The sequence below is a fragment of the Cellulosimicrobium sp. 72-3 genome (assembly GCF_013127315.1).
Lineage (GTDB): Bacteria > Actinomycetota > Actinomycetes > Actinomycetales > Cellulomonadaceae > Cellulosimicrobium > Cellulosimicrobium funkei.
In genome coordinates this window covers 3,243,941-3,264,005 of the sequence record NZ_CP053419.1, presented here as the reverse complement: position 1 = coordinate 3,264,005, position 20,065 = coordinate 3,243,941, and the positions used below count along the sequence as shown (strand labels likewise).

General features: G+C 74.7%; 14 protein-coding genes and 1 pseudogene. 9 read left to right on the top strand and 6 right to left on the bottom strand.

The window, feature by feature from the left end; all coding sequences use genetic code 11:
• Nucleotides 1–331: 331 nt before the first annotated feature.
• The 5 genes and pseudogenes from HKK73_RS14595 to HKK73_RS14580 all read left to right on the top strand — a co-directional run bounded on the left by HKK73_RS14595 (nucleotide 332) and on the right by HKK73_RS14580 (nucleotide 5,230).
• On the top strand, nucleotides 332–958 hold the full coding sequence (locus HKK73_RS14595) for a 50S ribosomal protein L25/general stress protein Ctc (protein WP_043656011.1): 627 nt from the start codon (nucleotides 332–334) through the stop codon (nucleotides 956–958).
• Between the two features lie 121 nt (nucleotides 959–1,079).
• Complete coding sequence (gene pth, locus HKK73_RS14590) at nucleotides 1,080–1,682, top strand: aminoacyl-tRNA hydrolase (protein WP_086150902.1); 603 nt, start codon at nucleotides 1,080–1,082, stop codon at nucleotides 1,680–1,682.
• A 162-nt stretch (nucleotides 1,683–1,844) separates the two neighbouring features.
• Nucleotides 1,845–2,963: pseudogene (locus HKK73_RS19175) on the top strand (DUF1972 domain-containing protein); the annotation flags it as partial.
• A gap of 186 nt (nucleotides 2,964–3,149) precedes the next feature.
• A complete protein-coding gene (locus tag HKK73_RS19170) occupies nucleotides 3,150–4,100 on the top strand; it encodes a glycosyltransferase (protein ID WP_371810626.1) in 951 nt (316 codons plus the stop codon).
• Nucleotides 4,097–5,230: a glycosyltransferase gene (locus HKK73_RS14580; RefSeq protein ID WP_171468275.1), complete on the top strand. Its 1,134-nt coding sequence runs from the start codon at nucleotides 4,097–4,099 to the stop codon at nucleotides 5,228–5,230. Before HKK73_RS19170 ends, HKK73_RS14580 begins: the two co-directional genes overlap by 4 nt.
• Here the strand turns inward: HKK73_RS14580 and HKK73_RS14575 are convergent.
• From HKK73_RS14575 to HKK73_RS14560, 4 genes are read right to left on the bottom strand one after another with little or no spacing between them, the layout of a single operon-like run.
• On the bottom strand, nucleotides 5,161–6,174 hold the full coding sequence (locus HKK73_RS14575; RefSeq protein ID WP_171468274.1) for a glycosyltransferase family 2 protein: 1,014 nt from the start codon (nucleotides 6,172–6,174) through the stop codon (nucleotides 5,161–5,163). The two genes, HKK73_RS14580 and HKK73_RS14575, sit on opposite strands and share 70 nt — an antisense overlap.
• Nucleotides 6,158–7,477 carry a phenylacetate--CoA ligase family protein gene (locus HKK73_RS14570; RefSeq protein WP_171468273.1) on the bottom strand — a complete coding sequence of 440 codons (1,320 nt, stop codon included), beginning with the start codon at nucleotides 7,475–7,477 and terminating at the stop codon, nucleotides 6,158–6,160. Before HKK73_RS14570 ends, HKK73_RS14575 begins: the two co-directional genes overlap by 17 nt.
• Nucleotides 7,474–8,514, bottom strand: coding sequence for a glycosyl transferase (locus HKK73_RS14565; RefSeq protein ID WP_244550503.1), 1,041 nt, complete (start codon nucleotides 8,512–8,514; stop codon nucleotides 7,474–7,476). Before HKK73_RS14565 ends, HKK73_RS14570 begins: the two co-directional genes overlap by 4 nt.
• A complete protein-coding gene (locus tag HKK73_RS14560; protein ID WP_114554039.1) occupies nucleotides 8,511–9,272 on the bottom strand; it encodes a CDP-alcohol phosphatidyltransferase family protein in 762 nt (253 codons plus the stop codon). The genes HKK73_RS14565 and HKK73_RS14560 overlap by 4 nt, the downstream gene beginning before the upstream one ends.
• A gap of 205 nt (nucleotides 9,273–9,477) precedes the next feature.
• On the opposite strand from HKK73_RS14560, the gene HKK73_RS14555 reads away from it, so the two are divergent.
• The 3 genes from HKK73_RS14555 to HKK73_RS14545 all read left to right on the top strand — a co-directional run bounded on the left by HKK73_RS14555 (nucleotide 9,478) and on the right by HKK73_RS14545 (nucleotide 15,640).
• Nucleotides 9,478–10,458: a glycosyltransferase gene (locus HKK73_RS14555; RefSeq protein WP_253705659.1), complete on the top strand. Its 981-nt coding sequence runs from the start codon at nucleotides 9,478–9,480 to the stop codon at nucleotides 10,456–10,458.
• Nucleotides 10,455–11,192, top strand: coding sequence for a hypothetical protein (locus tag HKK73_RS14550; protein ID WP_171468272.1), 738 nt, complete (start codon nucleotides 10,455–10,457; stop codon nucleotides 11,190–11,192). Before HKK73_RS14555 ends, HKK73_RS14550 begins: the two co-directional genes overlap by 4 nt.
• A 128-nt stretch (nucleotides 11,193–11,320) precedes the next feature.
• Nucleotides 11,321–15,640 (top strand): LamG-like jellyroll fold domain-containing protein, encoded by a 4,320-nt coding sequence (locus HKK73_RS14545; RefSeq protein ID WP_171468271.1) that lies wholly within the window; start codon nucleotides 11,321–11,323, stop codon nucleotides 15,638–15,640.
• A gap of 81 nt (nucleotides 15,641–15,721) precedes the next feature.
• Here HKK73_RS14545 and HKK73_RS14540 read toward each other — a convergent pair whose 3' ends face one another.
• Together HKK73_RS14540 and HKK73_RS14535 are read right to left on the bottom strand one after the other, a co-directional pair.
• Complete coding sequence (locus tag HKK73_RS14540) at nucleotides 15,722–17,011, bottom strand: hypothetical protein (protein WP_194521129.1); 1,290 nt, start codon at nucleotides 17,009–17,011, stop codon at nucleotides 15,722–15,724.
• Between the two features lie 18 nt (nucleotides 17,012–17,029).
• Nucleotides 17,030–18,493, bottom strand: coding sequence for a polysaccharide biosynthesis tyrosine autokinase (locus HKK73_RS14535; protein WP_085387461.1), 1,464 nt, complete (start codon nucleotides 18,491–18,493; stop codon nucleotides 17,030–17,032).
• 209 nt (nucleotides 18,494–18,702) lie between these two features.
• On the opposite strand from HKK73_RS14535, the gene HKK73_RS14530 reads away from it, so the two are divergent.
• Nucleotides 18,703–20,046 carry an oligosaccharide flippase family protein gene (locus tag HKK73_RS14530; protein ID WP_232322728.1) on the top strand — a complete coding sequence of 448 codons (1,344 nt, stop codon included), beginning with the start codon at nucleotides 18,703–18,705 and terminating at the stop codon, nucleotides 20,044–20,046.
• Nucleotides 20,047–20,065 lie beyond the last annotated feature (19 nt).

Genomic DNA, 20,065 nt, shown 5'->3' with positions numbered 1-20,065 from the left:
CCGCACGCCTCGCGGCCGCGGTTCCGGGTCCGGCGGCGGGGAGCGGGTTTCCGACTCGCGCCGCGCCCGGGTACAGTTATCAGGTTGCCTCGGCGAGGGACGTCTGACGGCCGGCAGCGCTGGACCGGTGAGCACACCGGCGGCGCGGGACCGCACGTGTCAGCCAGACCTGTTGGATCTCCGTTATCGACTGGGCGGTCGTCCTCCTGCGCGCCCGTCACACGTCCCGCGCCGACGCAACCGCCCGTCCGGGAGGCCCTCTCACCGTCCGGACAGCCGACCGTCCCCCACTGGCGGCCGGCCCGCAACGCATCTTCCAGGAGTGATCCACGTGTCCGAGATCAAGCTCGCCGCCGAGGCCCGCACCGAGTTCGGCAAGGGCGCCGCGCGCCGCATCCGCCGCGCCGACAAGATCCCCGCCGTCCTCTACGGCCACGGCAGCGCTCCGGTGCACGTCACCCTGCCGGGCCACCAGACGATGATGGCGCTCAAGCACTCGAACGCGCTCTTCTCCATCGAGCTCGAGGGCAAGGGCCAGCTCGCCATCGCCAAGGACGTCCAGCGCGACCCGGTCCGCAACGTCATCGAGCACGTCGACCTGCTCATCGTGAAGAAGGGCGAGAAGGTCGCCGTCGAGGTCCCGGTCGCCGTCACCGGCGAGTCCGCCCCCGGCACCATCCACCTCGTCGACCTGCAGACCCTCGCCATCGAGGCCGAGGCGACGCACCTGCCCGAGTCCGTCGAGGTCTCCATCGAGGGCCTCGAGGCCGGCACGACCGTCACGGCGGGCGAGGTGAAGCTCCCCTCCGGCGCGACGCTCACGACGGACGCCGAGCTCGTCGTCGTGACGATCTCCGTGCCGCAGGACAACTCGGCGGACATCGAGGCCGCCGAGGCCGAGGCTGCCGAGCAGGCCGCCGGCTCCGAGGCCGCCGCCGAGGCGACCGCGGGCGAGTGACCCCCCGCGCGGACGTCGTCCGCGCCATGCTCTCGTCGAGGCGTCCGGCACCCTGGTGCCGGACGCCTCGTGCGCGTCGGGAGCCGGGACCGTGCAGGACGTCAGCGAAGGAACGGTGCACATGAGCGACCAGCCGTGGCTCGTCGTCGGGCTCGGGAACCCGGGCTCCGGCTACGCCGGCAACCGCCACAACCTCGGCCACATGGTCCTGGACGTCCTCGCGGGCCGGGCGGGCGCCCGGTTCGCGCGGCACCCGCGCGCGCAGGCCGCCGTCGCGGAGGCGCGCCTCGGCATGCTGCCCGGCGGGCGACCCGGGCCGCGCGTCGTGCTCGCGAAGCCCACGACGTACATGAACGTCTCGGGCGGGCCCGTGGCGGGCCTCGCGAAGTACTACGGGATCGACCCCGAGCACGTGGTCGTGGTCCACGACGAGGTGGACATCCCCTTCGGCGCGGTCAAGCTGAAGATCGGCGGTGGCGAGGGCGGCCACAACGGGCTGCGCGACATCACCAAGGCGCTCGGCACGAAGGACTACGTGCGCGTCCGGGGCGGCGTCGGGCGTCCGCCCGGCCGCATGGACACCGCCGACTACGTGCTCAAGGACTTCAAGGGCACGGAGGCGAAGGAGCTGCCCTTCCTCCTCGACGACGCGGCCGACGCGGTCGAGATGGTGCTCACCGAGGGGCTGCTCGCGGCGCAGGGCAAGTACCACGCCCGCGCCTGACCAGCCCCGCCCGTCACGGCCCCTCCACCCCGTGCCGCCGGGGAAATCACCCGGGTGAGGCTCCGGGAACCCGGCCCCACGGGCCCCGCGCACCACTAGCCTCGCAGGAAGGCACAGGGCGGCAGGGCGGGAGTGACGGTGGCGGCGACGCTGAGCATCGCGATGGTGGGCACGCGCGGCGTCCCGGCACGGTACGGCGGCTTCGAGACGGCGGTCGAGGAGGTCGGCTCGCGCCTCGCGGCGCGCGGGCACCGCGTCCGCGTCTACACGCGCACGGGGAACACCGAGGACGTCGTCCGCGAGCACCTCGGCATGGAGGTCGTCACCGCGGGCGCGCTCCGCAGCCGCTCGCTCGAGACGCTGAGCCACACGGCCGTGTCGGTCGCCCACCTCGTCGCGCACCGCACGGACGCGGCCTTCGTCTTCAACGCGGCCAACGCCCCGTTCCTGCCGCTGCTGCGCGCGGCGCGCATCCCCGTCGCGACCCACGTCGACGGGCTCGAGTGGCGGCGCGCGAAGTGGGGGCCCACGGGCCGCCGTTACTACCGCGCGGCCGAGACGACGGCCGTCCGGTGCTCCGACGCGATCATCGCCGACGCCCGGGGGATCCAGGACTACTACGCGCGCGAGTACGGCGTCCCGTCGTCGCTCATCGCGTACGGCGCCCCGCTGCTCGACGACGACCGCGGCGCGCGCGTCGCGGAGCTCGGGCTCGAGCCCGAGGGCTACCACCTCGTCGTCGCGCGGTTCGAGCCCGAGAACCACGTGCAGGAGATCGTCGAGGGCTACGTGCGGTCCGCCGCGACGAAGCCCCTCGTGGTCGTCGGCTCGGCGCCGTACTCCGCGGAGTACACCGACCGGATCGACCGGCTCGCGCAGGGGGACGAGCGGGTCCGGCTGCTCGGCGCGGTGTGGGACCAGGAGCTGCTCGACGACCTCTACGCGTCCGCGTTCACCTACGTCCACGGCCACTCCGTCGGGGGGACCAACCCGTCGCTCCTGCGCGCGATCGGCGCCGGCGCGCCCGTCGTCGCGTTCGACGTGGACTTCAACCGCGAGGTCGTGCGCGACCCCGGCCTCTACTTCCGCGGCCCGCACGACCTCGCCGGGATCCTCGAGGAAGCCGAGCGCGACGAGCTGGGGACGCTCGAGCGCGGCCGCGCGAACCGCAAGCGCGCCGAGGACTACTCGTGGGACGACGTCGCCGACGGGTACGAGCAGCTCGCGCGCGACCTCGCGGCCCGGCGCACGCCCGGGCCGTGGCGGACCGCGCGCCGTCGCGCTGCGGCCGCGGACCGGCAGGACGCGCCCCGCCCCGCCGCAGCCGCCGGTGACCCGGCCCGCGACGACTCTCCCCGCCGGGTCCTGTTCGACGCCTACTGGTGGGACCGGGGGCCGTTCTCGAACCGGTCGGTCCAGCGCGCGCTCATCCACCACTGGCACGAGCGGTTCCCGCAGGACGAGCTCGTGCTCGCCGTCCGCGGTGGCGAGGGCGCCGCGCCGTCGGACCTGCCGCCCGGCGCGCGGACGATCGGGACGCGCCTGTACCCACACGCGCTGTCGAACGCGGTCGAGCTCGGCCGGCTCGCGCGGACGGTCCACGCCGACGTCGTCGTCGCCCACAACTACACGCCGGTCGGGCGGGTCCCGGCGGTGACGTTCGTCCACGACGTGATGTTCCGCGACCACCCCGAGTGGTTCTCGCGGACGGAGCGCGCGTACTTCGCGCCGATGATCCCGCTCCTGCGCGCGGCGGACGCGGTCGCGACGTCGTCGCGCACGGAGGCGGACCGCATCGAGGGCCGCTCCGGCCGCCCGGTCACGCCCGTGGGGCTGGGCGTGCCGCGTACCCTGACCGACGCCGTCCCGCGCCCGCCCGCGGGGATCGACCCGGGGCTCCCGTTCGCGCTGTGCGTCGGGCGCCTCAACGTCCGCAAGAACCTCGAGGCCGTGCTGCGCGCCGTCCCGCTGTCCGCGCGGCTGGGGCCCGAGGCGCCCCTCCTGGTCGTCGGGGGAGCCGAGCACTCCGGCGTCGCCCCGGACCTCCCGCCCGGCACGGACGCGCTCCTCGCGAGCGGTGCGGTGCGGCTGCTCGGCGCGATCGACGACGCCGAGCTCGCGTGGCTCTACTCCCGCGCCGCCGTCACGGCGTTCCTGTCGCGCGACGAGGGCTTCGGGTTGCCCGTGCTGGAGGCGACGCACTTCGGCTCGCCGCTCGTGCTGGCCGACACCCCCGTGTTCCGCGAGCTCGCCGACGGCCTCGCGCGCTTCGTCCCGCTCGACGCGCCGTCGCGCGACGTCGCGACCGCGCTGGACGCCGCCTGGGGGACGACCCCGGACGCCGCGCTGCGCGAGCGGCTGCTCGCCCGGTACGAGTGGGACCGCGTGGTGGAGCGGCTGCGCGGGCTCGTCCCGTGACGCGGCCGCGCGTCGTCGTGCACCTCGCGCACGAGCAGGACCCGGTGGCGTGGCGGGCGCGGTACGCGGCGGGGGAGACCCTGGACCGCACGCCCTACGGCTACGACCTCGCCGCGGGCACGGTCGACCTCGCGTGGAGCGTGTCCCACCGCGAGCGGCCGTCCGTGGCGCGCGTGCGGCGCGCGCTCGCGGCACGGCTCGGGACCGACGTCGTGCACGCGTGGCGCAACCGCGCGCTCCTGGGGAGCGCCGACGTCGTGTGGACGCACACGGAGCGCGAGCACCTCGCGGTCGGCCTCGTGCGCGCGACGCTGCCCCGGCGCCGCAGGCCCGCTGTCCTCGCGCAGTCCGTGTGGCTCTGGGACCGGTGGGACGACCTCGGTCGCGCCCGCCGCCGTCTCTTCGCGGCCGTGCTGCGCAGGCACGCGGTCGAGGCCGTGCACAGCGACGTCAACCGGCGCGTGGCGCTGGACCGGGTGCCCGGTCGTCGGGTCGTCCTCGTCCCGTTCGGGACGGCGCCCGCCACGGGGGAGGTGCGGGCGGCCGGGACCGACGGCGCCGCGTCCGCGCCCGAGGTGCTGGCCGTGGGCAACGACCGGGACCGGGACTGGGCCGTGCTGCGCGCCGCGCTCGACCTGCTGCCCGGGGTGACCGCGCGCGTCGCGTCGCGGTCGGCGGCCGCGGCCCGGGTCGCGGTCCCGGGCCGGGTCGACGTCGCGCCCGCGACGGGCCGCGCCGAGCTCGCGCGGCTCTACGCGGGCTGCCGGGTCGTCGTCGTGCCGCTGCGCGAGAACCGGCACGCGTCCGGCGCGACGGCGTGCGTCGAGGCGATGGCGGCGGGCCGCGCGCTCGTCGTGACCGACGCGGGCGGGGTACGCGACTACGTCGCGGGGACGCGGGCCCGGCTCGTCGCCCCGCACGACGCCGCCGCGCTCGCCGAGGCGGTGCGGCACGCGCTCGGCCCGGGGGAGGCGACGAGCGCCGCGGACGTCCGGGCGCGGGGCCTGCGGCAGGAGGACTACGTCGCGCGGTACGTGCTGCTCACGCGGGCGCTCGTCGCTCAGGCGGAGATCCCCGCCGCGGTCTCGTCGTTCGAGCCGGTCGCCGAGGAGGCGGGCGTCGCTCCCTGAGGCGTCGCGCCGTCGCGGGCGTACTGCCGGTGCAGGTGCCCGAACGCGCCGGCGACCATGCCCCGGCCCCGGTGGCTCGTGCGCAGACCGCGCGCGTCGCTCTCCAGGTCGCCCGTCCAGCGGCCCCAGACGTGCCGGGCCGCGCCCGCGACGGTGCGTCCCGCGCCCCCGACGAGGGCGCGCGCCCGCACGAGAGCCCGGCGCGCGGGCCCCCGGGCGAGGCGGAGCTCGACCTGCACCGCGCCGTTGCCGCCGTTGAACGCGCGCCGCATCGCCCAGGCCCGGGTCATGCGCTCGGCCGGGACGAGGTCCTCCGCCTCGGACTCGTTGCACCACACGATCCGGCCGCCCGCGGCGACGAGCGCGCGCGAGAAGAGCGTGTCCTCGCCCCCGGCGAGGCCCAGCGTGACGTCGAACCGGGTCCCGAGCGACCGCACCTGCCGCAGGTCCAGCAGGAGGTTCCCGCTCGCCGCGACGGGGATCTCGAGCCCGGTCGGGCGCGGTCGACGGCGGAACACGCCCGTCGCGAGCAGCCACGGGTCCGGCTCGTGCGCGAACACGGAGATCACGCGGCCCATGACGGCCGCCGGCCGACCCGTGTCGCGCCACGTGTCCACGAGGGCCGCGAGCCACCGCTCGCGCGGGCGCTCGTCGTCGTCGAGGAACGCGAGCAGGTCGGCGTCGGCCGTCTCGTCGAGCGCGCGGTCGCGCACGGCGGCGATGCCCGGGCGCGGCTCGACGACGTAGCGCACGGGCAGCGGGGCGTCCCGCACGACCTCCCGTGCCGACCCGGCGGGGTCGTTGTCCAGGACGAGCACCTCCACCCGGGCACCCTCCACCTCGGCCAGCCGCTCGGGCAGCCGCGCGAGCAGCCCGGCGAGCGTGGCGGGGCGCCGGAACGTCGGGACCGCGACGACCAGCCGGAGCTCAGGAGGGGGCGTCACTGCGGATGAACCTCATCTTCCCGCCCACCTGCGGGATGTGGTCGACGAGCTCGAGCGTCACCGGCACGAGGCCGCGCGTCGCGCGGCGCAGCGTCGCGAGGGCCTGCTCGATGTCGGCACGCTCGTCGCTCGCCGGGATGCAGCGCAGCGTCACGGCGTAGTCGTGGGCCTGCACGATCTCGAACTGCCGCACCGAGAGCGGCGCGTGGTCGAAGATGTGTCCGAGCGCCCCGGCGATGGTCGTCCCGTCCGGGAGCCGGACGGCGTCGGAGGCCCGGCCCGAGACCGCGCCGAGCCGGGGCAGGGAGCGCCCGCACGCGCACGTCTCGCGGTGGATGCTGCTCACGTCGCCGAGGCGGTACCGCACCACGGGGAAGACGCGGTTCGTCAGGTCGGTGACGACGACGTTGCCCTCCTGCCCGTCGGGGACCGGGCGGTCGTCGTCGTCGAGGATCTCGACGCGGCGCACGTCCCAGAACACGTGCATCCCGGACTGCTCGGCGCACTCGCCGGCGATCCACGGCACCTCGGCGCTGCGGTAGTGGTCGTAGACGGGCGCCCGGAGCGCCGTCGCGATCTCCGCGCGGACGCCCGGGGCGAGCGGCGCGGCCGTGACCGCGACCGCGCGCGGCGGCGCGAGCTCGATGCCGAGCCGTCCCGTGCGCCGGACCAGCTCCAGCACGCCCCCGCCGTAGCCCAGCAGGAAGGGCGGTCGCAGGCGGTTCCAGCGGCGCGCGAACTCGGTGACCGTCTCGTCGGTGATGCGGAACGCGTCGAGCTGCACGCGGCGGCTCGGGAGCCACTGCAGGTCGTGGCGGACGCGCGCGAGGCCCTCCAGCATGTGCCGCGTGATGATCCCGCGGTCCTCCCACGGCTCGACGCCCCACCACCGGAACAGCCGCCACTCGAGCGCGCGCGCCGGGAAACGCAGGTCGCGCAGCACGTGCAGGGGGAGGCCCGTGCTGCCGCCCGTGCGCGACGTCGCCGACGTGCGGTCCGTCGCCTCGTCGGTGCGGATCGTGTCGAAGTGCTCGCGCAGGGCGGGCTTGTCGACCAGGGGGAGCGCGGCGAGCACCGCGTCGTCCCGGAGGTCGGCCGCGGTGATCCCGGCGTCGCGGTAGAGGTCCCGGTAGAACGGGCTGTGCTCGGACGCGAACCGGGCGTGCCGCAGGGCGCGCTCGCGCGAGAGCTGCTCCAGCGCCGGTGCGGGGAGGGCGTCGTGCCGCACGAACGCGTCGAGCTGGGCCGTGCTGTCCCGGCCCACGACGGCCGCCTTGGCGCGGAACGCCGCCTCGGCGATCACGCGGCTCCCTCCCGCCCGGCGCGGCGGCGCGACCGGCGGCCTGCGAGCGCGGTGCGGTAGGCGCGGGCGTGCGCCGCCCCCGCGTCCGTCCACTCGCGGCGCGACAGGTCCGGACGCGCGCCCTCCGGGATCGCGGCCGCCTCGGCGAGCGCCCCGACGAGGCGCTCGCCCGTGAGCCGGTCGTCGAACATGAGCACCCACTCGTCGCCCACCTCCTTCGCGAGGGCCTCGTTCACCGCGTTGCGCGGCACGAGGACCGGACGGTCGAGCGACAGGGCGGCGAGCACGCTCCCGGAGTTGTGCATGAACCGGTAGGCCAGCACCACGAGCTGGGACCGCGAGGCGAGGGCGACGAGCTCGTCGTCCTGGAGGAAGCGCAGGGTCAGCTCGACGCCGGGCAGGTCCGCGGTCTCCGCGCGCAGCGAGGTCTCGAGCTCGGCCGACGACGGGCGCCCGCCGATCTCCAGGCTCAGGTCGTCGCGCAGGGCGCGCGCCTCGCGGTAGGCGCGCACGAGGTCGCCCACGCTCTTGTAGCGCCGCACGCCGCCGAAGTAGCCCGCACGCCCCGGGACCCGCTCGTCCCGGGCGTACCGGGCGAACCAGTCGCGGTAGTGGCCGTGGAGGATCGTGGTGCGCGGCTGCTCCGGGGGCAGCTCGGTCGTCTCGTTGAGGACGATGCGATGGTCCGTCGAGCGGTCGACGCGGACCAGGAGCCAGCGCGAGACGCGCGGGACGTCGGGCAGCTCGACGTTGTGGACCGTCCGCACGACGACCACGCGGCTCAGGCGGTGCCGCACGAGGATCGCGGCGACGAGCGCGTGCTTCGCGGCGGCCTTCCACCACGTGGTGCCCTCGAGCTTGCCCTCGGGCCAGTGCCAGTGGAAGACGTCGTAGCGGCCCACGATCGCCGTGCGCCAGTCGAAGCGCAGGTGCTCCACGGACGGCTCCGCCGCGAGGGCCGCGTCGAGCTGGGTGATGTACGGGTTCGTGGTCGGCCGCGGCGCGCGGAACGACTGCATCACCCGCACGGGCCTCACGAGGGGACTCCCGCCGTGGTCGCCGCGCCGCGTTCCAGGGCCTGGAGCGACCGGTACCACCGCACGGCCGCGAGGGGCAGGACGAGCGCGTTCACGACGGCCAGCGCGGTGTACACGACGAGGAACGCGGAGGGGAGCCACAGCAGCGCGAACGAGAGGCACAGGAAGCCGTAGTCGGTCGGGAGCACCGCGAGCGTGTAGAGCGGGTGCTCGCGGAGCCGGCCCCCGGTCCCGTGCGCGGCCCCGCCCGGCGAGCCCTTGGCGCGGCGCACCAGGTCGACCGCGACGATCCCGAAGAAGAACGTGCTGCTCACGACGCAGAACGCGAGAGGCACGACGAGCCAGCCGGCGTCGACGTCGTAGTACCGGAACCAGCAGACGAGCACCGCGAGGTGCAGGGCCACCGTCTTGAGGGCGTCGAAGAAGTGGTCGAGCCACTCGCCCGCCGCGCTCCCCGACCGCGAGAGCCGCGCGAGCTGGCCGTCGGCGGAGTCGAGGGCGTACCCGAGGACGAGGAGCACGACGGCCGCGAGCGACGACGCGAGCGTCGGCTCGGCGAGCGCGATGGTCGCGATCCCGGCGAGCGTGGTCGCCGCGCTGACGAGCGTCACCGCGTCCGGCGTCAGGCCGAGCACGTACGCGCCTGCGGCGAGCGGGCGGCCGAGCGGGCGGTTGACGAAGCGCGAGTACGCGGCCGCGCCGCTCGAGGACTTCTGCGCGTCGTGCAGTCGCGTCATCGCCGCGCCGAACTCGGACATGGGCACCTCGCGAAAGAGACGGGGAGAGCTTCTGGGAAGCGGCGGCGACGGATTGTCTGCCCGCCCCCGACCGTGCCGAGAATCGTATCCAGGCGGGGGCGGGTGAACAGCGGGTGAGGTTGTATCTCGCCCGGGTGAATTCCGGCGTCACGGCCCGACGGCGGGCTTAGGATCGCCGCGACGGCCGACGTGTCAGGACCTGGAGGTGACGACCGTGGACGACGTCGCGGACGCCTCCGGCGACCTCGCGATCGTGATCGTGAGCTACGGCTCCGCCGCGCTCCTCGAGCGCAACCTCGGCGCGCGCGGCGCGGTCGGGGAGACCCGCGTGGTCGTCGTCGACAACCGCTCGACGACGCCGGAGCGCGAGCGGGTCTCCCGCCTGGCGGACGAGCGCGGCTGGGACCTGCTCGCCCCGGCGGAGAACCTGGGCTTCGGCGGCGGCGCCAACCTGGGGATGCGCGCGGCGTTCGACGCGGGCGCCGCCGAGGTGCTCCTCCTCAACCCCGACGCGACGATCGCCGCGGCCGACGTCCGGACCCTGCGGGCGGCCGTCCAGGACGACCGCCTGCTCCTCGTGTCCCCGGTGGTCCTCACACCCGCCGGGCGCCGCTGGTTCGGGGGCCTCGACGTCTACCTCGACGACGGCACGTTCCGCGCGCCGTCGCGCCGCGACGAGCACCCGGGCGCCGCGCGCGTGGAGTGGCTCAGCGGCGCGTGCCTGCTCGTCACCCGGGAGGTCTGGGAGCGCACGGGCGGGTTCGACGACGCCTACTTCCTCTACTGGGAGGACGTCGACCTGTCCTACCGCCTGCAGCGCGCGGGCGGCCGGGTCGCCGTCGTCGAGGACGCCGTCGCGGTCCACGACGAGGGCGGGACCCACCGCGACGGCCGGCAGCGGCCGGAGGCCAAGTCCGAGACGTACTACTACTACAACATCCGCAACCGGATGCTGTTCGCCGCGCTGCACCTCGACGAGGTGTCCGTGCGGCGCTGGCGGCGCAGCGCGCCGGGCAACGCCCGCGCGGTCCTGCGGCGCGGCGGCCGACGCCAGTTCCTGCGGCCGGTCGTCCCGCTGCGGGCGGCCTGGCGCGGGCTGCGCGACGGCCGGCGGGCGGCCCGGCAGGGCGCCGCGACGGCGGACCGGCGCGAGCCGGCACGGAGCACGACCGGAGGCGGACGATGAACGCGGAGAACGACGGCGCCCCCGAGGACGCCACCCCGACGCGGCGGCCCTCCCGCCGTGCCGTCGCCGTGATCGGGGCGGCGGTCGCGCTCGCGGTCGCCGTCACCCTCGTCGTGCTGCAGCCGTGGCGGTCCGACGGCGACCAGTCCCCGGGCGGGACGGTCACGCCCGCGCCGGTCGCCTCCCCGGAGGAGAGCGGCGACGCCTCGGCGGACGCGACCGCGGACGACGCGGGCGACGCAGGCGACGGGGACGGCGCCGCCGCGGCGGGCGGCGACGCGACCGCCGGGACGGCCGAGGGCGACGGGGCGGACCCCGCCGTCGTGCCCGTGGCCCCCGAGCTCGAGCCGGCCGAGCCCGACCAGACGGTCCAGGCGCCCGACGGCGTCACCGTCCGGCTCGCGCAGGTCGAGCACGTCGAGGGCGAGGCCGTGGCCGCGGGCGAGACCTCGGGTCCGGCCGTCCGCCTCACCGTCGAGGTCACGAACGGGACCGACGCCCCGCTCGACCTCTCCTACGCCGTGGTCAACGCCTACACGGGCGAGGACCGCGCGCCGGCCGGGCGCCTCGTGCAGCCCGGCGGCCGGCCCTTCGAGGGCGAGCTCGCCCCGGGCGAGAGCGGGACGGGCGTCGTCCTGTTCTCCATCCCCGAGGCCGACCGCGACGACGTCACCGTCGCGGTGGAGTACGCGCCGGGCACGTCGACCGTGGTATTTCGCGGCGATCTGTCCTGACCCGCGCGGGAAGGGGCGGTAAATTTCGCCCGCTCGCGCCGTTCTGCGGCCGGTTCTCCGGCGCTACAGTCACAACGTCCGGCTGATGGACCGGCATTTCCGCGGGTCCGCGACGAAGAGAGTGACCCATGAAAAACAATGATGTGAGTCGGACGGTCGTCCAGGGCTCTCTTCGTGGCGCGCCGCCGGGACGGCGACGTGTCGTCGGCCGGGTCGCCGGGCTGACCGTCGCCGCCCTCGTCGCGACGGCGCTCGTCGCCCCGGCGGCCGGCGCGGTCGAGAGCGCGGCGCCTGCCGCGGCCCCCGCCGCCGTCGCGCCCGACGCGCCGGTCGCCGCGGCCGCCACCCCGGCCGACTCGACCGTCCCGGTCACGGCCGACCCCCTGCCCACGACCCAGATCGACGGGATCGTCTGGGCGCAGACCATCGTCGGCGGCCGCGCGTACGCCGGCGGACAGTTCACCTCGGCACGCCCCGCGGGTGCGGCGGCCGGGACGGGGGAGACCCCGCGCGCGAACATCCTGCGGTACGACGTCGAGACCGGCGTGCTCGACGGGTCCTGGAACCCGGGCACGAACGGTCGCGTCCTCGCGATCTCGTCGTCGCCGGACGGCAAGCGGCTCTACGTCGCGGGCGCGTTCACCGAGATCGCCGGCCAGACGCGGTACCGCCTCGCGGCGTTCGACACCGCGACCGGCGCGCTCGTCTCGAGCTGGAACCCGGGCACGAACTCCACGGTCTACGACATCAAGGCGACGAACTCCACGGTCTACATCACCGGCGAGTTCTCCAACGTCAACAACACCGCGCGCGCCCGCATCGCCGCCCTGGACGCGTCCACCGGTGCGCTGCTCGGCTTCGCGCCGGAGCTCGCCGGCGGGTACGGCGGCCGCGCGATCGAGATCTCGCCCGACGGCGCCAAGGTGGTCGTCGCGGGCTCCTTCACGAGCACCAACGGGTCGACCAACCCCGGCCGCGGCATGGCGGCCCTCGACGCGACGACGGGCACCGTGCTCCCGTGGGCCGTCAACTCCGTGATCCGCAACGGCGGCGACAACGCCGCGATCTACTCGCTCGCGTCCGACGGCGACAGCGTCTACGGGTCGGGCTACGACTACGGCGGCAGCAAGACGGAGGACGACTTCGAGGGCTCGTTCCGCGCGAGCTGGTCCGACGGGTCGCTCGTCTGGATGGAGGACTGCCACGGCGACACGTACTCCGTGTACCCGGCCGGCGACTCCGTCTACGTCGCGACGCACGCGCACTACTGCGGCAACATCGGCGAGTTCCCGCAGACGGACCCCTGGACGGTGAACCACTCGCTGGCCTTCGCCAAGGAGCCGTCGGACCGCAAGATCACGCCGGACATCTGGGGCTACCGCAGCTTCACGGGCCAGACGGCGGGCAAGCTGCTGCACTGGTACCCGACGTGGAGCACGGGCAGCGCGTCCGGGATCTCGCAGGCCGGGTGGGACATCACGGCCAACGACAAGTACGTCGTGTACGGCGGCGAGTTCACGCGCGTCGCCGGCGCCCGGCAGCAAGGGCTGGTGCGGTTCGCGCGGCGCGACGTCGCCCCGACGAAGATCGGCCCGACGATCCAGGGTGGGCAGTACGTCATCTCGACGCGGTCCCTCGTCAGCGGGAGCGCCCGCGTCTCCTGGCCGGCGAACATCGACCAGGACAACGCCGAGCTGACCTACGAGCTGTACCGCCGCGGCACGACCGCGCCGATCTCCACGCAGAAAGCGTCGTCCACGTACTGGGTGCGCCCGACCATGGGCTACACCGACTCGGGCCTCGCGCCGGGCAGCACGGTCGAGTACCGCGTCAAGGTGATCGACGGCGACGGCAACTCCACGGTCTCGAACTGGACGCCGGTCACGATCGCGGCGCAGGGGTCGAGCACGGCCTACAACGACTCGGTGCTCGGCGACTCGCCGGTGAGCTACTGGCCGATGAACGAGGCGAGCGGGAGCAGCGCGACCGACTGGGCCTCGCTGTCCGACCTCGCGCTCACGAACGGCACGACCCGCGGCGTCGACGGCAAGGACGTCCCGCCGACGGCGAAGGCGACGCGCTTCTCGGGCGCCAACGGCGTCTCCGGGAGCACCCCGACCGCGACCACCGGTCCGCAGCGGTTCTCCGTCGAGGCCTGGTTCCGCACGACCTCGACGTCGGGCGGCAAGATCGTCGGCTTCGGCAACGCCAAGACCGGCACGTCGTCGAGCTACGACCGGCACATCTACATGAACAACTCGGGGCGCCTGACGTTCGGCGTCCACCCGGGGATGGTCCGCGAGATCACGACCGCCGGCTCGTACAACGACGGCGCGTGGCACCACGTGGTCGGCACGCTCGACGGCTCCGGCATGACCTTCTGGGTCGACGGCGTCAAGGCGGGTCAGCGCAGCGACACGACGTCGGCGCAGTCCTACTCGGGCTACTGGCGCGTCGGTGGGGACAGCCAGTCGGGCTGGCCGAACAGCGGGAGCTCGAACTTCTTCAACGGCACCATCTCCGACGTCGCCGTGTACGACCGTGCGCTCACCCGCGGCGAGGTCGCCGACCACTGGACGGCGAGCGGCCGTCCCGCGGCCGGGGCCACCGCGCCGCAGGACGCGTACGGCCAGGCGGTCTACTCGCTCGAGCCGACGCTGTACTGGCGGCTCGGCGAGTCCTCGGGCTCGGTCGCGAAGGACTCCGGCCCCGACGCGTCCGACGGCTCGTACTCGGGCCCCGTGACGAAGTCGCAGACCGGCGCGCTCACGGGCGTGACGGACACGGCGGTGCGCTTCCAGCCGACGAAGAACATCTTCGGCACCTGGAACGGCGGGCTGGTCGCGAGCCAGCGCAGCTACGCCAACCCGACGGTGTACTCGGTCGAGACCTGGTTCAAGACCGACACCACGACCGGCGGGAAGCTCATCGGGTTCGGCAGCAGCCGGACGGGCACGAGCTCCAACTACGACCGCCACGTGTACATGTCGGCCGACGGCAAGGTGAAGTTCGGCGCGTACGACGGCGCGCAGCAGGTGCTCAGCACCACGGGCTCGTACCGGGACAACGCCTGGCACCACGTCGTGGCGACGCAGTCGAGCGAGGGCATGCGGCTCTACCTCGACGGCGAGCTGGTCGGGTCGAACGACAAGGCCGTGCCGGAGAACACCACCGGCTACTGGCGGCTCGGCGGCGACAACGGCTGGGAGGGCGACACCTACTGGAAGGGCTACCTCGACGAGGCGGCCGTCTACCCGGTCGCGCTCACGCCGGCCCAGGTGAAGCAGCACTTCCAGCTGGGCTCCGGCACCACGCCGAACGTCCCGCCGCAGGCGGTCGTGACGGCGCAGGCCGACGGGCTCACGGTGTCGGTCGACGGCTCGGGGTCGAGCGACCCGGACGGTACCCTGACCGGGTACGCGTGGGACTTCGGTGACGGCGCGACCGGCACCGGGGCGACGGCGACCCACACCTACGACGCGCCGGGGACGTACACGATCACGCTCGACGTGACCGACGACCGCGGGGCGACAGCCACGGCGACGACCTCGGTGAAGGTGCTCGCGCCGAACGTGAAGCCGCAGGCGGCGTTCACGGCCTCCGCGACGGACCTCACCGTCGCGGTGGACGGCTCGTCGTCGAGCGACCCGGACGGCACGATCGCGTCGTACGCGTGGAGCTTCGGGGACGACGCGACCGCGGAGGGCGCCACGGCCTCGCACACCTACGCGCAGGCCGGGACGTACACGGTCACGCTCACGGTGACGGACGACCGCGGGGGCACGTCCTCCGTGTCGCACGACGTCGTGGCGACCGCGCCGGCGGAGGACGTCGTCGCGCGCGACACGTTCGACCGCGCGGTGACCTCCGGCTGGGGCACGACGACGTCGGGCGCGGCGTGGTCCGCGCTCGGCGGGGCCGCGGCCTTCTCGGTCGCGGGCTCGGCCGGCACGTTGACGATGTCGCCCTCCTGGACGCGCGAGGCGCGCCTGGCGGGGGTCTCGGAGTCGCGGGCCCGCACCGAGACGACGTTCTGGTCGGACGTCGCGTCGGTGGGCGGGACGACGTCGGTCACGCTCATCGGCCGGCAGGTCGGGACGAGCACGTACTCCGCGCGTGTCCGCCTCGAGCCCAACGGGCTCATGCGGCTGTACCTGCTCCGGGACGAGACGCTCCTCGGGAACCAGCTGCTCCCCGCGACGTACGCACCCGGCACGCGGTACACGGTGTCGGTCTCGGCGGTCGGGACGTCCCCGACGACGCTCTCCGCCAAGGTGTGGCCCACGGCGGCCGGCCCGGCGCAGGCGTGGCACCTCGAAGCGACCGACACGACGGCGGCGCTCCAGGCGCCCGGCACGGTGAGCATCAAGGTGGCGGTGAGCTCGGCGTCCACCAACCCGACCACGCGCGTGTCGTTCGACGACGTCAAGGTGGTGCGCGAGCCGTAGGCCCGCCGCCCCGCACGTCCGCCGGTGCCCCCGGGTCCTCGACCCGGGGGCACCGGCGCGTCCAGGGGGCTCGGTGGGTGTTCAGGGGCTACCGAGCGGGGTGGTGCTGCCGCGGTCGGGCAGCGTGTACGGCGTCGCGATCGCCACGCCGAGCATGAGGACGGTGGCGGACACCGAGTAGAACGGGCTGAAGAGCAGGTCCCACGCGCACGAGAGCGCGAGGTAGAGCAGGAGCGCCGACGCCGCGTTGCGGCCGAGGTCGGCCAGCGTGCCGCGCCAGACGACGACGACGCACGCGACGGCGAACAGCATGCCGACGAGCCCGAACCGGATCCACTGGTCGCCGAGCACGGAGTGCACCTCGAAGCCCGACCCGAAGAGATACTTCTCCACGTAGCCGTTGTTGGGGTCGTAGTTGAGACGTGCCATCCCGGTCTTCGCGGTGAGCAGGTCCTGGAGGTTGGGCACGGCCCCCGCGCCGTACCCCCAGGGCCGGGCCGCGACGAGCGCGGTCGCAGCGCCCATCTCGGGCCGTCCGCCCGTGAAGACGGAGCCCGACGTCTGGATCTGCATCTCCGTGCGCTGCTGCGCGTCCGCGCCGAGGTAGCCGTCGAGCACGAGCGTCTGCATCCCGAGGAAGACGACGAGCGCGAGCACGCCGAGCTGCGTCGCGACGCGCACCCCGCCGGACCGCACGCGCAGGCCGGTGCGCATCGCCTGCCAGGCGACGAGGAGAGCGACCATGAGCATCGTCGTCGCGGCCGAGCGCGAGTCGTTGACCGCGGAGACCCCGGCGAGCGCGAGGGCGGCGACGACCTGCAGCCCGCGGGACCGCGTGCTGAGGCACAGCGCGAGCACGAGCACGGTCACGGGCATGCCGTACGTGTACTTCCAGGGGTTGTCGGCGCCGCCGGTGCGCAGGGCGGCCGCGACGAGCGCGCCGACCCCGAAGAGGACGGCGACGGTGGACGTCTCGAGGACGGCGCGGCACCACAGGAGCACCCCGGCGCCGAGGACGAGCGCTGAGAGCGTGATGAGACCGTCTCGCAGGGCCAGCGACGACAGCACGCGGTCCGGGGCGGAGAGCTCGGTGAGCAGGACGCCGCTCAGCAGGGCGAGGACGCCGAGCCCCACGAACCACCGGCCGGGCCGGGACCGGCGCACGACGGGGAGCCACACGGGGAGCAGCACGAGCCCGACGACGATCGCCGGGGTGATCCCCGCGACGATCGGGATCCAGGCGCCGCACGCGAGGGCGGCCGCGCCGGCCGCGATGCGCGTCGCGACGTCGGACACCCCCGGGAGGGGCTCCGCCGTCGGGACGGTCGTCGAAGGCCCGGTCCCGGGCTCGGCCCCGGCGCGCGCCGTCATCGCGTCGTCACCCGGTCGTCACGGCGTCGTGCGGCGGTCCGCGTCCTCGACGGCGCGCGGCGCCGCCGCGTCGTCGGCCGTCGCGGCGGGGCTGACGTCGGGGGACCCGGCCTCGCGCGAGAACGCGCCGGGGACGCCGACCCGGGAGTCGTTGACGTAGTAGGCGCTGCGCCCGCGCGGCTTGACGTCGTTGAGCACGATGCCGATGACGTCCGCCTCGCCCCGCTCGAACTTGTCGACCGTCTGGCGCAGCCGCGAGATGCGGGTCTTGCGGGCCCGGGCGACGACGAGCACGCCGTCCACGGCGCGCGAGAGCCAGAGCGGGTCGCTCAGCGGGAGGATCGGCGCGGTGTCGATCACGACGTAGTCGTAGTGCGTCCGCAGGTCGCCGATCACGGCGACGAGCCGCTCGGAGGACAGCAGCACGCCGGGGTTCGCGGGCAGGACGCCGCTCGGCAGCACGAAGAGGTTGGGGCGCGTCCAGGGGAGCACGATGTCCTCCTGGGCCACGTCGCCGACGAGCAGGTTCGTCAGGCCGACCGACCCCTCCAGCCCGGTGACGCGCGCGATCGAGGGCCGGCGCAGGTCGGCGTCGACGAGGAGCACGCTGCTCCCGTCCTCGGCGAGCGAGAGCGCGAGGCTGATCGCGATCGAGCTCTTCCCCTCGCCCGCGTCGCCGGAGGAGACCATGAGCACGCGGCGGCCGTGGTCGACGTCCGCGAAGCGCACGTTGGCGACGAGCGTGCGCACGCTCTCGGACGGGCGGCTCCCCGGACCGGCGGCGACGACGGCGGGCAGCGACGTGCGCGACGGCACCTTGACCACCTCGCCGAGGAACGGCACCCCGAGCATCGACTGGATCGACGACGAGCTGACGACGCGGCGCGCGAGCAGCTCGCGCAGGACGGCGTACGTCACGCCGACGGCGAGCCCCGCGGCGAGGCCGACCATCATGAGCATGCGCGTGTTGGGCGCGATGGGGTTCACGGGCTGGCGCGCGGGGGCGATCGTCGTGATCCGCACGGCCGACGAGCGGTCGGCCAGCTGCGGCGACAGCTCGGGGACGGCCAGCGCGAGCTGGTCGCTGATCCCGTCGGCGATCTCCCGCGCGCGGTCCGGCGAGGTGTCGCTCACCGCGATCTCGATGACGACCGTGTTGAGCGGCGTGTTCACGCTGACGCTGCGGGCCAGGCGGGCGGGCGTGGTGTCGAGGCCCAGGTCCTCGATCACGGGCTCGAGCACGTACGGCGACTGCGCGAGCACCGCGTACGACGCCACGAGGTTCTGCACGTAGTTCGAGCCCTGCACGAGCTCGGCGGCGTTCTCGCCCTGCTCGGGGACGACCATCACGGACGCCGACGACTGGTACACCTTCGGTTCCGAGCGCGCGTAGCCGAACCCGGCGACCGCCCCCAGGACGGCGCACACGGCGACCACGACCCAGTGGCGCAGCACCGCGGTCACGTACTCGCGCAGCGTCATCTCTCGCCCTCCGCGGCCGGTCGGCACCGTCGGCGACGGGCCCTGCCGTCCACCGTAGTCGGGCGCACCGGACGGACGCCGCAGGTCGGGCGGGATTCACCCTCCCGCGACGGTCGGATCTCGTGGAGAAGGTCCTAAGATCGTGAATTCCGGGCAGCGGACCGGCGCTCGGGCCTGCGGGCGACGCACCGGGAGCACGAGGAGGACGAGTGGGCCTCTGGCGTTCGGTGACCGGGACGGCCGGCGCCAAGGTCGCCGTGATGGGCCTGGCGGGGCTCCTCGGGATCGTCACCAGCCGCCTGATCATCGAGCACTTCGGCGTCGCGTCCTACGCCCAGTACGGTCTGCTCAACGGGCTGCGCAACCTCCTGCCGTTCGCCGACCTGGGCATCGGCGCGGTCGTCATCAACGCCATCGCGGAGGCGTCGTCCCCGCGCGAGTCGGAGCGGGTCCACCGGACGCTGACGACGGCGCTGCGCGTCCTCACCGTCTCGGGCCTGATCATCGCCGCCGTGTGCGTGGCGATCCAGCTCCTCGGGTGGTGGCCCCTCCTGCTGGGCGACGGCCTCGTCGCGGGCGGGGACGTCGTCGCGACGCTGTGCCTCGTCGTGTTCGGGCTGTCGCTCCCGCTGGGGATCGGCATCCGGGTCCTCATCGGGCTCAAGCAGAACGTGCTCCAGACGTTCCTCCAGGGCGTCGTGTCGCCGCTCTTCTTCGTCGGCGTCGTCGTGCTCGTCCTTGTCGGCAAGGGGCAGGGCGGCGACTACGTCGCCCTCGTCTCCTACGTCGCGGCCGGGCTCGCGTCGGCGATCACGGTGAGCGTCGCGGCGCGCCTGCTCGCGCCCCAGGTCGGCCGGGCGTTCCGCGACGTCCCGCGGCGCCGGGCGGTGCCCGGGGTGCCGGTGGCCGCGGTCGCGGTGCCGATGCTCGTGCAGTCCGTCGCGATGCCGGTCGCGATGCAGAGCGACCGGCTGCTCCTGTCCCACCTGTCCACGACGCAGGCGCTCGCGCAGTACACGTTCGCGACCCAGCTCTTCGGGCTCGTCATGCAGGCGATCATCGCGGCGGGCGTCAGCATGTGGCCCTACTTCGCGCAGGCGCGGGCGCGCGACGAGGTGATGAGCCCGTTCCGGATCTCCCTCGCGTTCCTCGCCGGGGGCGTGCTGCTGTCGACGGTGCTCGCGCTGTGCCTGCCGTTCCTCCAGGATGTGGTCGCCGACGGCAAGATCACCGTGCCGCTCGCGCTGGTCCTGGGCTACTGCGCGCTCGTCGCGGTCCAGGCGCTCAACTACCCGCCGGGCATGTACATGACCGACGAGCGCGGCCTGCGGTTCCAGGTCGTCCCCGTCCTGCTCATGACCGTGAGCAACGTGGCGCTCTCCTGGGTGCTCATCGAGCCGCTGGGCGCGGCCGGGCCGGTCGTCGGGTCGGCGGTCGCGATCCTCGTCTTCCAGGTGGTGCCGAACTCGATCTGGGTCGCCCGGGACCTGCGCGCCCGACGGCGGGCCGCGGCGGCGGGGCGCTCGGAGGAAGCCCCGGTGGCGGGGGCCTGACGCACGCCCGCGCGCGGAA

Bases quoted from the DNA above. Each gene is read 5' to 3' on its own strand.
- pth (WP_086150902.1), top strand. From the start codon at position 1,080: ATGAGCGACCAGCCGTGGCTCGTCGTCGGGCTCGGGAACCCGGGCTCC.
- HKK73_RS14560 (WP_114554039.1), bottom strand. From the start codon at position 9,272: ATGTCCGAGTTCGGCGCGGCGATGACGCGACTGCACGACGCGCAGAAG.
- HKK73_RS14550 (WP_171468272.1), top strand. From the start codon at position 10,455: ATGAACGCGGAGAACGACGGCGCCCCCGAGGACGCCACCCCGACGCGG.
- HKK73_RS14545 (WP_171468271.1), top strand. From the start codon at position 11,321: ATGAAAAACAATGATGTGAGTCGGACGGTCGTCCAGGGCTCTCTTCGT.
- HKK73_RS14540 (WP_194521129.1), bottom strand. From the start codon at position 17,011: ATGACGGCGCGCGCCGGGGCCGAGCCCGGGACCGGGCCTTCGACGACC.
- HKK73_RS14535 (WP_085387461.1), bottom strand. From the start codon at position 18,493: ATGACGCTGCGCGAGTACGTGACCGCGGTGCTGCGCCACTGGGTCGTG.